Origin of the sequence: Enemella dayhoffiae, assembly GCF_002250625.1 — a bacterium.
Taxonomy (GTDB): Bacteria; Actinomycetota; Actinomycetes; order Propionibacteriales; family Propionibacteriaceae; genus Enemella; species Enemella dayhoffiae.
Genome location: NZ_NMVQ01000012.1, coordinates 79,288 through 93,086, shown reverse-complemented (window position 1 = coordinate 93,086; position 13,799 = coordinate 79,288). Strand labels below are relative to the sequence as shown.

Here is a 13,799-nt window from a genome sequence, read left to right as displayed (position 1 = left end):
GTCGCCCACCCCCGACCGGGCTGGCAGAATGGACGCCGCGCCCCGCACCGGGTGGGGGCAGGAAGGGAAACGTGTCCATCACCATCGACCTCGTCGGCTCCGAGCACCAGCGACAGGTGGAGACTGGCACGACCGGGCTGGACCTGTTCGGCGACGACCGCAACGTCGTCGCGATGAAGGTGAACGGAACCACCCGCGACCTGGCCCACGAGCTCACCGCCGGCAACGAGGTCGAACCGGTGCTGGTGAACAGCGACGAAGGGCTGGCGATCCTGCGGCACTCCTGCGCCCACGTCGCAGCCCAGGCGGTGCAGGACCTGTACGCCGAGGCGAAGCTGGGCATCGGACCGCCGATCACCGACGGGTTCTACTACGACTTCCTGCTCGAGGAGCCGCTCACCCCCGAGCACCTGAAGAGCATCCAGAAGAAGATGGTCGGCATCATCAAGGAGCGCCAGCGGTTCGTCCGCCGGGTGGTGTCCGACGCCGACGCGGTGACCGAGCTGGCCGACGAGCCGTTCAAGCTCGAACTGGTGCAGCTGAAGGGGAACGCGTCCGACGAGGACGGCTCCTCGGTCGAGGTCGGCGCCGGCGAGCTGACCATCTACGACAACGTACGCCGCGACGGCGAGACCGCCTGGGGAGATCTCTGCCGCGGCCCGCACGTGCCGCACACCGGCTACATCAACCAGGCCGCGTTCGCGCTGATGCGCACCGCTGCGGCGTACTGGCGTGGTGACCAGGCGAACCCACAGCTGCAGCGCCTCTATGGCACCGCCTGGGCCTCCAAGGAGGACCTGCAGGCCTACCAGCATCGGCTGGAGGAGGCGGCCCGGCGCGACCACCGCAAGCTGGGCGTGGAACTGGATCTCTATTCGTTCCCCGAGAACATCGGCCCCGGCCTGCCGGTGTTCCACCCCAAGGGGGGTGTGATCAAGCGGGAGATGGAGGACTACGTACGCCGCCGCCACATCGAGGAAGGCTTCCTCTACGTCGGCACCCCGCACATCGCCAAGGAGGATCTGTTCTATACCTCCGGGCACCTGCCGTACTACGCCGACGGGATGTTCCCGCCGATCGACGACGACGGGCAGAAGTACCGGCTGAAGGCGATGAACTGCCCGATGCACAACGAGATCTTCCGCTCCCGCGGCCGGTCCTATCGTGAGCTGCCGCTGCGGTTCTTCGAGTTCGGCACCGTCTATCGCAACGAGAAGTCCGGGGTGCTGCAGGGCCTGACCCGGGTGCGTTCGATCACCCAGGACGACTCGCACTCCTACGTCACCCCCGAGCAGGCGCCGGCGGAGATCAAGCACCTGTTGAACTTCGTGCTCGGCCTGCTGCGCGACTTCGGGATGAACGACTTCTATCTGGAGCTGTCCACCCGCGACGACTCCAAGAAGGACAAGTTCATCGGCTCCGAGGAGGAGTGGGCGACCGCCACCGAGGTGCTGCGCGCCAGCGCCGAGGAGACGGGCCTGGAGCTGGTGCCCGATCCCGGGGGTGCGGCCTACTACGGGCCCAAGATCTCCGTCCAGGCACGGGATGCGATCGGACGTACCTGGCAGATGTCGACCATCCAGTACGACTTCAACATGGCGAAGCGGTTCGAGCTGGAGTACACCGCCGCCGACGGAACCAAGCAGTGCCCGGTGATGATCCACTCCGCCAAGTTCGGCTCGATCGAACGGTTCATCGGCGTGCTGGTGGAGCACTACGCCGGTGCATTCCCGGTCTGGTTGTCGCCGGTCCAGGTCGTCGCGATCCCTGTGGCAGCAGAGTTCGACGACTATCTGCACGACGTGGCCAGGCAACTGCGGGCTGCCGGCGTACGCGTCGAGGTGGACACCTCCGACGACCGCTTCCCGAAGAAGATCCGTACCGCCAGCAAGCAGAAGGTGCCGTTCACCCTGATCGCGGGTGGTGAGGACCGCGACGCCGGTGCGGTCTCCTTCCGCTATCGCGACGGCAGCCAGAACAACGGCGTGCCGATCGCCGAAGCGATCGCCGAGATCACCACCGCCATCGCCGACCGCGCCCAGGTCTGAGCGGGATCCCTGTGAGCACGGAAGAAGAGTCCCTTCGACAGGCTCAGGGAACGGAGGGGGCGGCTCAGGGAACGGAGGGTCCGGAGGGGTTCGCGAGGGTGCCGGACTCCTTCGAGCGGTTGTGGACCCCGCACCGGATGGTCTACATCGGCGGTGAGAACAAGCCGCGGGACGCCTCCGAACCGGAGTGCCCGTTCTGCCGCGCCCCGGGGGGCGGCGACGAGGACGGACTGGTGGTACGCCGCAGCGGCGCGGCGTACGTGGTGATGAACCTGTACCCCTACTCGCCGGGCCATCTGCTGGTGTGCCCCTATCGGCACGTCGCCGACTACACCGACCTGACCCCGGCCGAGGCGGTCGAGGTGGCCGTGCTGACCCGTCAGGCGATGCGGGTGATCCGCGCGGTCTCCGGACCGGCCGGGTTCAACCTGGGCATGAACCAGGGGCAGGTCGCCGGCGCGGGAATCGCCGCGCACCTGCACCAGCACGTGGTGCCGCGCTGGACCGGTGACATGAACTTCCTGCCGATCGTCGGGCAGACCCGCGCCGTGCCGCAGCTGCTCGAGGACACCCGCCGGCTGCTGGTGGACGCCTGGGACGCGAACGCGGGGGAGTGATCGCTGTGCTGGAACGGTTCCGCGGGATGCAGGCGGTGGTGATGCGACCGCTGGCCCGTGGGCTGCTGCGCGCCGGGATCGGCCCGGACGCCGTCACCTGGTTCGGCACCCTGTCAGTCGTGATCGCCGCCCTGGTGTGCTTTCCGCTGGGTTGGCTGTGGCAGGGTGCGCTGATCGTCGGCCTGCTCTCCTGCACCGACATGGTCGACGGGCACATGGCCCGCGAGCTCGGCCGGCCCTCACGCTGGGGCAGCTTCCTGGACGCCACCCTCGACCGGTTCGCCGACGCGGCGGTGCTCGGTGGGCTCGCCCTGCACCTGGCCCTGTCCGGGCAGCTGGTCTGGGCCGCCGTGGCCGGGGTGGCACTGGTGTGGGCGCAGGCGACCAGCTATGTGAAGGCGCGCGCCGAGGCCGTCGGCTGCCACGCCGACGCCGGACCGCTCACCCGCGCCGACCGGGTGGCGCTGGCCCTGCTGGGCGCGCTGGCCGCCGGGCTCGGCGTACCGTTCGCACTGCCGGTCATGGTGACCCTGCTGGCGATCGGCGGACTGGTCACGGTCGTGCGCCGGATCGCCGAGGTACGCCGCCAGCTCAGCGGCAGCGAACTGGGCTCGCGCTGGCGCCGGGTGCGGGTGTGACCGCACCGACCTGGTGGCCCGGGCTGCGCGACTGGGCCAACCGGCAACTGTTCCGCGCGGGCGAGCGAGTGGCACCGCACCTGGCACCCGGACTGGTACGCCGCAGCGGTGCGGTCGCCGGACGGGTGATGACCCGACTCGACGGAACCCACCTGCGCACCTATCGGGACAACCTGCGCCAGCTGCTCGGCCGCGAACCCGATGAACAGCTGCTGCAGGCCGGGATCGCTTCCTGGGTGCGGAATTACGTCGAGGTGCTCGCCCTCGGCCGGTGGAGCGCCGGCGAGATCAACCAGCGCGTACACATCCCCCGCGAAGAGCTGCTGCACACCGAGTTTGCCGAGCACGGCGCGGTGATCGCGCTGCCACACAGCGGAAACTGGGACCTCGCCGGCGCCTGGGCGTGCCTCAACGGAATGCCGGTGACCACCGTCGCCGAACACCTCGGCGAGGCCGAGTTCGCTGCCTACACGAGGATCCGCGGCCACCTGGGGATGCAGGTGCTCGCCCACGACGACCCGACGGCGCTGCGCCAGCTGGTCCGCGCCGCCGGCACCGGGCGGCTGGTGTGCCTGCTCAGCGAGCGGGTGTTCGACGGCGCCGGGGTGACGGTGACGCTGGGTGGCCGAGCGATCCGGATGCCCGCCGGACCCGCCATGGTGGCCCGCACCAGTGGGGCCGCCCTGATCGCAGGGGTCTGCCACTACACCGAGCGTGGCATGGTGATCGACCTGTCCGACCCGGTGCCACACCGGCCCGGCCGCGACGGGCTGGTCGCGATGACCCAGGACGTGGCCAACTGGTTCACCGCCCGGCTGCGTGAGCATCCCGAGGACTGGCACATGATGCAGTCGTTGCGCGACGCCGATGACTGATCGGCCACTTCGGATCGGGCTGGTCTGCCCCTATTCGCTGGACGTCCCCGGCGGGGTGCAGCAGCAGGTGCTCGGGCTGGCAGGCTGGCTGCGAGCCGCGGGAGAGCGGGTCGAGCTGCTGGCCCCCGGTCACGTCCCGGCCGAGGGGCTGACCAGCCTTGGGGGAACGATCCCGGTGCGCTGGAACGGGTCCACGGCACGGATTGCGGCCGGTCCGCGGACCGCACTGCGGGTCCGCCGGTGGCTGCGGCGTGGCCGGTTCGACGTGCTGCACCTGCACGAGCCGTTCACCCCATCGGCCGCGTTGTGGGCGCTGGCGTTGGCTCCGCGCGGCACCCGGGTGATCGCGACCTTCCACGCCGCGGTCACCCCCGCTACCGGCCAGGCGCGGCTGGCGCAGGGGGCGGGTCGGGCGGCCGGCCGACTACGACGCCGGATCACCGGAGCGACCGCACCCTCCCGAGCCGCTGCCGACACCGCGACGCGGCACTGGGGGATCCAGCCCGAGCTGATCCCGAACGGGATCACACTGCCCGAGCCCCGGGCGGCCTCCACACCCCAGCAGCCACCGCGGCTGACCTTCCTCGGCCGCCTCGACGAACCGCGCAAGGGACTGTCGGTGCTGCTGGCCGCGCTGCCGCTGATCCGCCAGCAGCTGGGCCCGGTCGAGCTCACCCTGGCCGGCCCCGGCACCGCACCGCGGGAGGCCGAACAGCCGGGCGTACGGGTGGTCGGGAAACTGTCGGAGACCGACAAGCTGGCGCTGCTGCGGCGTACCGACGTTTTCGTCGCGCCCAACACCGGCGGGGAGAGCTTCGGGCTGGTGCTGGTCGAGGCGATGGGCGCCGGCGCCCAGGTCGTGGCCAGTGCGCTGCCCGGCTTTCTGGAGGTGCTGATGGCCGAGGGCGTACGCCTGGCCGAGACTTTTCCGGCGGGAGACCCAGCCGCCCTGACCGAGCGGCTCCGCGCCGTCCTGGAGACGCCCGTGCCGGCCGACCGGCTGCGTGCCGCGGCCGCCCGCTATGACTGGTCCGCGGTCGGACCGCGCTTCCTCGCCCACTATCTGCAGCAGAGTTAGGGTGGGCCGGTGAGTCCTCGCCTGCTGCCGACGCCCCGGCGTCCCGACGCCAGCATGGACCTGCTCAACCAGATCCTGCGCCAACCCCTCGACCCGGACTATGCCATCGTCGCCGAGCGTGAGCGGTCCGCGGGCGAGCGCGGGACCCGCCGGCCCGGTCGGCGCCTCGCCTTCGCCGTGGCCGCCGCCGTGATCGGGGTGCTGTTCAGTCTGGCGGCGGTGCAGACCACCCGATCGGCGCCCGCGGCGAGCGCTGAGCGGCAGGGGTTGATCGACCAGATCCGCGCCGGCGAGCGGCGACAGGACGAGTTGCGCGGACAGCTGCAGGCGCTGCGCACCGAGAACGACACGTTGCGCAGGGGAGTGCTCTCCGGCGACGATCAGGCGCATCAGGTGCAGGCCCAGGTGGACGAGCTCGCTCCGGCCACCGGTGACACCCCGGTGAAGGTGCCGGGGGTGGTGGTGATCGTCGACGACGCGCCGGTCGCCCGCGAGGACCGACTGAACCGGGTCCTCGACCGTGACCTGCAGCAGCTGACCAACGGGCTGTGGGCCGCCGGTGCCGAGGCGGTGGCGATCAACGGGCACCGCCTCACCGCCCGCACCGCCATCCGCTCGGCCGGGGACGCCATCACCGTCGACTACCGTTCGCTGGGCCGTCCCTATCGGATCGAGGCGATCGGCGACCAGCGTTCCCTGCCCGCCCGCTTCGCCGACAGTCAGGGCGGCCGGCAGTGGGCCGGGCTGCAGCAGAACTACCAGTTGCGCTTCGAGGTCAGCCAGGCGCGCGAACTGCAGCTGGCCGGCGACCCCGGTTTCGGTATCCGCGAGGCGAGGAGACTGCCATGATCCCCTTCATCGGACTCCTCGTCGGGATCGTGCTCGGGATCTTTCTCGAGCCGACCCTGCCGGCGTTCCTGCAGCCCTATCTGCCGATCGCGATCGTGGCCGCGATGGACGCCATGTTCGGTGGGCTGCGCGCCTTTCTCGAAGGCAACTTCACCGACCGGGTGTTCGTGGTGTCCTTCGTCTCCAACGTGCTGATCGCCGCCCTGATCGTGTGGGTGGGTGATCAGATCGGGGTGGGCTCCCAGCTGTCCACCGCCGTCGTCGTGGTCCTCGGGATCCGCATCTTCACCAACGCGGCCGCGATCCGGAGAGCGGTGTTCCGTGCCTGAGGAACCGGAGGAGGCGCCCGCCCGGCCAGCGGAGCAGCCAACCGAGCGCGAGCAGCAGGACCGGCTCCGGGACGCGCTGCTCAAACCCGGCCGCAGCCAGTTCCTGGTGGCCCTCGTCTGCTGCCTGGTGGCGATGGCGGTGGTGATGCAGATCCGCGCCCGCGCGGCCGACGACACCTATTCCACCGCCCGCCGGGCCGATCTGGTCCAACTGGTCGACGGCCTGAGCCAGGAGTCCCGACGGCTGGAATCCGAGGTCAGCCAGTTGGAACAGACCAAGCGCGACCTGGCCACCGGTACCGACGCCCAGCGGGTGGCCCGCGAGCAGGCGCAGCGCCGCCTCGATGCCCTGCAGGTGCTCGCCGGCACCGCGGCGGCCCAGGGCCCGGGCGTACGCATCACCATCACCGACCCCAGGAACAAGGTGAGTGTCGGCGTACTGCTCGACGCGATCGAAGAGATGCGCGACGCCGGCGGGGAGGTGATCGAGATCAACGACCGGATCCGGGTCGTCGGATCGAGCTCGATCACCGGCTCGCCGGGTGCGCTGAAGATCGACGGCCAGGACGTCGGAAGCCCGATCCTGCTGGAGGTGATCGGGGAGGCCCACGCCCTGCAGGAGGCGGCCCGGTTCCGCGGGGGGCTGGTCTCGGAGATCACCTCCGCCCAGATCGGCGGACAGATCACCATCCAAGCCGTCGACCGGCTCGAGGTCAGATCCTTGCACCGCGCGGAACCGCACCAGTACGCTCGGCCCGCACGCTAGACCTCGACCGTAGGGTGAGCGTCCGAAACCCCAAGGAGCGACATGGCTGAGTATCCCGAGGACCTGAAGTACAGCAGTGAGCACGAATGGGTACGCCCGGGCAACGGCCTCACGCTGCGGGTCGGCATCTCCGAGTTCGCCGCCGAACAGTTGGGCGACATCGTCTATGTCCAGCTCCCCGATGTCGGTCAGGAGATGGCGGCGGGCGACTCCGTCGGCGAACTCGAGTCCACCAAGAGCGTCTCGGACCTGATGGCTCCCGTCGCCGGCGTGGTGACCGGGATCAACGAGGCCGTCGTCGACGCGCCCGAGACCATCAACGCCGATCCCTACGGCGACGGCTGGCTGTTCGAGGTCGAGGTGGCCGGCGAGGAGGCGTACGCCGACCTGATGGACGCGGACGCGTACGCCGAACACGTCGGGGAGTGACGCGCCCCCTACCCCGGCCGCGGGCACGCGCCGACTAGACTTGCTCAACCAGGGTGGAGGGGCTCCACCCTCCCGAGACGGGAGCCAACTCGATGCCTTACTGCACCAAATGTGGACACAACAACCCCGAGGGCAGCAACTACTGCAGCCAGTGCGGGGAGCCGCAGGTGCGCACCGAGCACATCCGGGTCGAGCAGGAGCAGCAGTCGACCGGTGACTCGACCAAGGTCATCCCGGTCATCGGCGAGGAGACCCAGCACGGCGGGCCGGAGATGTCCGCGGAGGAGGAGGCCGCCGTCGGCTCCCTGCCCCCGGGCAGCGTCCTGCTGATCGTGCAGCGCGGCCCCTCGGCCGGGGCACGATTCCTGCTCGACTCCGACGAAGCCACCGCGGGACGACATCCCGACTCCGACGTGTTTCTCGACGACATCACCGTCTCCCGGCACCACGTCCGGTTCACCCGGACCGGGCAGGGCACCACCGTCGCCGATGTGGGCAGCCTGAACGGCACCTACGTGAATCGGACCCTGATCGACGGCGAGGTGCTGCTGAAGCCGGGCGATGAGGTGCAGATCGGCAAGTTCCGGATGGTCTATCACGCCAAGCCTGCGCGCGGATCGGACTGATGGCCTCGAGTATGCGCAGCATCGGGCAGGTCCTGACGATCCTCAAGACCGAGTTCCCCGACATCTCCATCTCGAAGATCAGGTTCTTGGAGACCGAGGGCCTGGTCTCACCGGAGCGCGCCCCCTCGGGCTATCGCCGGTACGCCGACAACGACGTCGAGCGGCTGCGCTACATCCTGTCGGTGCAGAAGAACCACTACCTGCCGCTCAAGGTGATCCGCGAACACCTGGACATGATGGACCGCGGGATGGCACCCCCGCGGATCGAGTCCCCGCGACCCTCGGCCGGTCCCGAGGTGGTCAACGGGGCGCCCACCCCCGGTGCCGGCCCCACGCAGACCCCGATCCGACCGCCGATGGGTCAGCAACCGCGCCCGCTGCGACTCTCCCGGCGTGAACTCCTGGAGGCCAGCGGACTCTCCGAAGCCGCACTGGCCGAGCTCGAACGGGAGCTGCTGGTCGCCCCGCGTCGCGGCACCGCCTATTACAACCGGGACGCGGTCACCATCGCGATCGCCGCGCGCCGGCTCGCCGAATATGGCATCGACGCCAGGCACCTGCGCCAGATCAAGAGCTTCGCCAACCGCGAGTTCGGAATCATCGAGCAGGCCGTCGCGCCCTATCAGCGCCGGGCCGGCGGGGGACGCAACGTCGCTAAGGACGTCACCCAGCTGATGATCCACGTGCACGCCGCGATGATGCGGATCGCAGCCGACCGCTGACGCCCGGGTAGGGTGGACGACATGCGGGAACTCGATGTCATGGGCGTCCGGGTGGAGATGCCGTCAAACATCCCGATGGTGCTGCTGCGCGAAGTCGGCGGGCACCGCTATCTGCCGATCTGGATCGGGGCGAACGAAGCATCCTCCATCGCCGGCGCGCAGGAGGGACTGGTGCCGCCCCGCCCGCTCACCCACGATCTGATGCTGGACGTGCTCGGCTCGCTCGGGCACCGGCTCTCGGAGGTGCACATCACCGAGCTCGAGGACGGCATCTTCCGGGCGAACCTGATCATCGACGGGGTGGAGGTGTCCTCGCGACCCTCGGACGCGATCGCCCTGGCCGTCCGCTGCGGGGCCGACATCCTGTGTGCCGAGGACGTGCTCGACACCGCCGGGATCGAGGTCCCCGAGGAGGAGGCCGAGGACGAGGTGGAGAAGTTCCGCGAGTTCCTCGACCACGTCAACCCCGACGACTTCGTCAGCGGCGAGGAACCCGAGAACTGACCCTTCGACTCGCTGGCGCTCGCTCAGGGAGCGGGGGCGGAAACCTCAAGTGGCACTCGACCTGACCGGTCGATCAGTTCCCGGCCGCGTGGGCGGTCCCAAACCTCCGGAAACCTCCTAGTCAGGCCCGGTTTTCCGGCTTGATCTCGAGCAGGCAACGGTTTGACACCGGCCCGCGACACCCTCGGCGTGTCGTTGACCGTCCCCGGACGAGGGGCCTAGCGTGCTGGTTAATCCCACCCGGGTAATACTCCCGATGGAGTTTGACCGGGACGATGCGCCGCCCAGCAATGGGCGACTTCCCCCGAAGCGAGGAACAGTGGACAGCAGCCGCGAGGTCCAGCAGGAGAACCAGCCGGAGATCGGCCAGGAGCTCCTCTTCGACGGTGACTTCTCGCCGGTGCCCGAGGACGTCGGGTTCCGCGGTCCGGTCGCCTGCAACGCGGCGGGCATCACCTATCGCCAGCTGGACTACTGGGCGCGTACCGGGTTGGTCACCCCGACCATCCGCGAGGCCGTCGGCTCGGGCAACCCGCGCCTCTATTCCTTCCGCGACATCCTGATCCTCAAGGTGATCAAGCGGCTGATCGACGCCGGCATCTCGCTGCAGCAGATCCGCCGGGCGATCGAGCACCTGCGCGCCCGCGGCGTCAACGACCTGACCGAGGTCACCCTGATGAGCGATGGCGTTTCGGTGTTCGAGTGCACCAGCGATCACGAGGTGATCGACCTGCTGCGCGGCGGCCAGGGCATGTTCGGCATCGCCCTCGGCTCGGTCTGGAAGGACCTCGAGGGCAGCCTGCTCGAGCTCCCCGGCGAGCAGTCCCAGGCCACCGCCGCGCCGTCGGACGACGAGCTCTCCCGCCGCCGCCGCGCCCGTGAGGTCGGCTGAGGCGTACGCCCGCGTGTATCGCACCCGGATCCCGGGGTTGCGCTGGGCGAACCGGGGCAGGTTCTGCTCGACCAGCTGGGGCTCGAAGTCCCAGCCCTCGAACCGCAGTTCCCCGGCGTCTTCCGCGGCGCAGCCGGACAGCGCCGCGGCCCCCCGGCCAGGCGAGGAAGGTGCGTCGTCGCATGGGGTCTCCCTCTCTCGGGGCTCAGAATCCAGGGGCCGGGTGGAGATGTCGTCAACGGCACCCGTGGCCTCGCCTCAGCTGGCCCTGTCGTCCAGATAATGGGCACTCTCCACTAGGGTTGCTCAGGCAGGACGCAGCCCCCGAGGGTCGGGTGGCCGGACGCCTGTGAGGAGTGCCCGTGATTCCCGAGCAGCAGCCGGCCGGATTCGCCCTTCGTCACCTCGGACCGGATCCCGCGGAAACCCAACGGATGCTCGAGGTCCTCGGCCTCTCCTCCCTCGATGAGCTGATCCAGCGGGCCGCCCCGGCCTCGATCCTGGCCGACGCGCTGCCCGAGCTGCCGGACCCGGTCAGCGAGCAGACGGCCCTCGACGCGCTCGCCGGACTTGCCGCGCTGAACAACCCGCTCACCGCGATGATCGGGCTCGGGTATCACGGCACGCTCACCCCGGCCGTGATACGCCGCAACGTGCTGGAGGACCCGGCCTGGTACACGGCGTACACCCCCTATCAGCCGGAGATCTCCCAGGGCCGGCTGGAGGCCCTGCTCAACTTCCAGACCGTGATCAGCGACCTGACCGGGCTGCCCACCGCCGGCGCCTCGCTGCTCGACGAGGGCACCGCGGTCGCCGAGGCAGTGATGCTGGCCCGCCGCGCCACCCGGAAGGGTCAGGTGGTGCTGCTGGACGCCGACACGCTGCCGCAGACCATCGCCGTGGTCCGCACCCGGGCCCAGGCGATGGGGTTCGAGGTGGTCGTCGCCGAGGGTGACCTGGTCACCGCTCTGCAGACCCACGAGGCGTTCGCCGTGGTCGTGCAGACCCCGGGCGCCTCCGGCCGGCTGGCGTCGCTGGGCGAGCTGATGGCCATCGCCGACAAGGCGCACGAGAACAACGCCCTGGTGATCGCCGCGGTCGACCTGCTGGCGTTGACGATCACCGAGTCGCCGGCCAGTTGGGGGGCCGACGTCGCCGTCGGCAACTCGCAGCGCTTCGGCGTACCCCTGTTCTATGGCGGCCCGCACGCCGGCTTCATCGCCGTCCGCGACGGGCTGCAGCGTTCGCTGCCCGGGCGCCTGGTGGGGGTGTCCAGGGACGCCGACGGTACGCCGGCCTTCCGACTCGCGCTGCAGACCCGCGAGCAGCACATCCGCCGGGAGAAGGCGACCTCCAACATCTGCACCGCCCAGGTGCTGCTCGCGGTCGTCGCCGGGATGTACGCCTGCTATCACGGCCCGGACGGGCTCACCGCGATCGCCGAGCGGGTCGCCCGCAACGCCCGCCGGATCGCCGCCGCGGCCACCGGAGCCGGGGCCGAATTGGTGCACGACTCCTTCTTCGACACCGTGCAGCTGCGGGCGCCCGGCCGCGCCGCCGAGGTGGCCGCTCAGGCGCGCGAGCTGGGCGTGCACCTGCGGCTGGTGGACGACGACACGGTCGGCGTGTCGGTCGGCGAGGACGCCACCGAGGACGACCTGGCCGCCGTGTGCGAAGCGTTCGGCGCCTCCCTCGACAGCGGTGAGCTGGGGGCCGATGAGCGCGGTGATCTGGCCGGCCGCGAGCGTGAGCAGGACTTCCTCACCCACCCGGTGTTCAACACCTACCGCTCCGAGACCGAGCTGCTGCGCTATCTGCGCACGCTTTCCGACCGCGACTTCGCCCTCGACCGCGGGATGATCCCGCTCGGCTCGTGCACGATGAAGCTGAATGCGACCGCCGAGCTGGAACCGATCTCCTATGACGGCTTCGCCAACCTGCACCCGTTCGCGCCCGTGGAGGACGCCGGCGGCTATCTGGAACTGATCACCTCCCTGCAGCAGTGGCTCGCCGCGATCACCGGGTACGCCCGGGTGTCGATCCAGCCGAACGCCGGCTCCCAGGGCGAGTTCGCCGGTCTGCTGGCGATCCGCGCCTACCACCGCGCCAACGGCGACGACCAGCGCGTGGTCTGCCTGATCCCCTCCTCGGCGCACGGCACCAACGCGGCCTCGGCGGCGATGGCGGGGATGAAGGTGGTCGTGGTGAAGTCGGCCGACGACGGCTCGGTCGACCTGGCCGACCTGCGCACCAGGATCGAGGAGCACCGCGACGAACTGGCCGCGATCATGATCACCTACCCGTCGACCCACGGCGTCTACGAGCCGGCGGTGACCGAGCTGTGCGAGCTGGTGCACGAGGCCGGAGGACAGGTCTACATCGACGGGGCCAACCTGAATGCCCTGTGCGGGGTGGCCCAGCCCGGCGCCTTCGGCGGCGACGTGTCGCACCTCAACCTGCACAAGACCTTCTGCATCCCGCACGGCGGCGGCGGGCCCGGCGTCGGACCGGTCGCGGTCGCCGAACATCTGGCGCCCTACCTGCCCAGCCACCCGCTGCTGTCCGAGGCCGGCCCGGAGACCGGCGTCGGTCCGATCTCGGCCAGCCCGTTCGGCTCGGCCGGCATCCTGCCGATCTCCTGGGCGTACATCGCGATGATGGGTGCCTCCGGGCTGCGGCTGGCGACCCAGTATGCCGTGCTCGGCGCCAACTACATCGCCAAGCGGCTGGGGGAGCACTATCCGGTGTTGTACGCGGGTGAGAACGGCCTGGTCGCGCACGAGTGCATCCTCGACCTGCGCCCGCTGACCAAGCAGACCGGGATCACCGTCGACGACGTCGCCAAGCGGCTGATCGACTACGGCTTCCACGCCCCGACGATGAGCTTCCCGGTAGCCGGCACGCTGATGGTGGAGCCGACCGAGTCGGAGAGCCTCTATGAGCTGGACCGGTTCTGCGAGGCGATGATCGCCATCCGCAAGGAGGCCGACCAGGTCGCCTCCGGGCACTGGCCGGCCGAGGACAACCCGCTGGTGAACGCCCCGCACCCGCTGCTGCGGGTCACCGGCGACGAGTGGACGCACCCCTACACGCGGACCGAGGCGGCATACCCCGCCGGCCGCCACGCCGGCCCGATCGCCGGCGTTGGTCAGGACAAGTACTGGCCGGCGGTCTCCCGGATCGACGGCGCCTTCGGCGACCGCAACCTGGTCTGCTCCTGCCCCCCGCTCGACGCCTACGAGGATTGATTTCGCCGAAACCCCGCACCCTCGTGGCGCAACCGTCAGGTCGGCGTCAGCGATCAGGGCGCTCCGGTCAGCCGGGTCAGGTCGGCCAGGATCAGCTTGGCGCCGGTCGGGCCGAGCCCGAGGAACCAGGTGTCGTCGCTGACCCGGTGTGCCCTGCCCTGGGCAACCACAGGCGGCA

At 70.2% G+C, this 13,799-nt stretch carries 14 protein-coding genes; all 14 read left to right on the top strand.

Features of this window, described 5'->3' with window-relative positions; translation table 11 throughout:
* Nucleotides 1–71 precede the first annotated feature (71 nt).
* The gene (thrS, locus tag CGZ93_RS08385; protein WP_094363687.1) at nt 72–2,048 is read left to right on the top strand and encodes a threonine--tRNA ligase; all 1,977 of its coding nucleotides are present in this window, start codon (nt 72–74) and stop codon (nt 2,046–2,048) included.
* A 137-nt stretch (nt 2,049–2,185) separates the two neighbouring features.
* Complete coding sequence (locus CGZ93_RS08380) at nt 2,186–2,665, top strand: HIT family protein (protein WP_094363946.1); 480 nt, start codon at nt 2,186–2,188, stop codon at nt 2,663–2,665.
* 5 nt (nt 2,666–2,670) lie between these two features.
* The gene (gene pgsA / locus CGZ93_RS08375; RefSeq protein ID WP_094363947.1) at nt 2,671–3,303 is read left to right on the top strand and encodes a phosphatidylinositol phosphate synthase; all 633 of its coding nucleotides are present in this window, start codon (nt 2,671–2,673) and stop codon (nt 3,301–3,303) included.
* The gene (locus CGZ93_RS08370) at nt 3,300–4,178 is read left to right on the top strand and encodes a phosphatidylinositol mannoside acyltransferase (protein WP_176451691.1); all 879 of its coding nucleotides are present in this window, start codon (nt 3,300–3,302) and stop codon (nt 4,176–4,178) included. Before pgsA ends, CGZ93_RS08370 begins: the two co-directional genes overlap by 4 nt.
* Nucleotides 4,171–5,256, top strand: coding sequence for a glycosyltransferase family 4 protein (locus CGZ93_RS08365; protein ID WP_094363685.1), 1,086 nt, complete (start codon nt 4,171–4,173; stop codon nt 5,254–5,256). The genes CGZ93_RS08370 and CGZ93_RS08365 overlap by 8 nt, the downstream gene beginning before the upstream one ends.
* A 9-nt stretch (nt 5,257–5,265) precedes the next feature.
* Nucleotides 5,266–6,105, top strand: a complete 840-nt coding sequence (locus tag CGZ93_RS08360) for a DUF881 domain-containing protein (RefSeq protein WP_094363684.1) — start codon at nt 5,266–5,268, stop codon at nt 6,103–6,105.
* The gene (locus CGZ93_RS08355) at nt 6,102–6,434 is read left to right on the top strand and encodes a small basic family protein (protein ID WP_094363683.1); all 333 of its coding nucleotides are present in this window, start codon (nt 6,102–6,104) and stop codon (nt 6,432–6,434) included. The genes CGZ93_RS08360 and CGZ93_RS08355 overlap by 4 nt, the downstream gene beginning before the upstream one ends.
* Nucleotides 6,427–7,200, top strand: a complete 774-nt coding sequence (locus CGZ93_RS08350; protein ID WP_229117302.1) for a DUF881 domain-containing protein — start codon at nt 6,427–6,429, stop codon at nt 7,198–7,200. The genes CGZ93_RS08355 and CGZ93_RS08350 overlap by 8 nt, the downstream gene beginning before the upstream one ends.
* Before the next feature lie 42 nt (nt 7,201–7,242).
* Nucleotides 7,243–7,629 carry a glycine cleavage system protein GcvH gene (gene gcvH / locus CGZ93_RS08345; RefSeq protein ID WP_094363682.1) on the top strand — a complete coding sequence of 129 codons (387 nt, stop codon included), beginning with the start codon at nt 7,243–7,245 and terminating at the stop codon, nt 7,627–7,629.
* 92 nt (nt 7,630–7,721) lie between these two features.
* Entirely contained in the window at nt 7,722–8,255 is a 534-nt protein-coding gene (locus tag CGZ93_RS08340; RefSeq protein ID WP_094363681.1) for an FHA domain-containing protein, read from the top strand.
* Nucleotides 8,255–8,977 carry a transcriptional regulator FtsR gene (gene ftsR, locus CGZ93_RS08335; protein ID WP_094363680.1) on the top strand — a complete coding sequence of 241 codons (723 nt, stop codon included), beginning with the start codon at nt 8,255–8,257 and terminating at the stop codon, nt 8,975–8,977. The genes CGZ93_RS08340 and ftsR overlap by 1 nt, the downstream gene beginning before the upstream one ends.
* Nucleotides 8,978–8,998: 21 nt before the next feature.
* Nucleotides 8,999–9,481, top strand: a complete 483-nt coding sequence (locus CGZ93_RS08330) for a bifunctional nuclease family protein (protein WP_094363944.1) — start codon at nt 8,999–9,001, stop codon at nt 9,479–9,481.
* Nucleotides 9,482–9,800: 319 nt separating this feature from the next.
* Nucleotides 9,801–10,373 (top strand): MerR family transcriptional regulator, encoded by a 573-nt coding sequence (locus tag CGZ93_RS08325; protein WP_321185066.1) that lies wholly within the window; start codon nt 9,801–9,803, stop codon nt 10,371–10,373.
* Nucleotides 10,374–10,735: 362 nt separating this feature from the next.
* Nucleotides 10,736–13,621: an aminomethyl-transferring glycine dehydrogenase gene (gene gcvP / locus CGZ93_RS08320; protein WP_267489724.1), complete on the top strand. Its 2,886-nt coding sequence runs from the start codon at nt 10,736–10,738 to the stop codon at nt 13,619–13,621.
* Nucleotides 13,622–13,799: the final 178 nt, after the last annotated feature.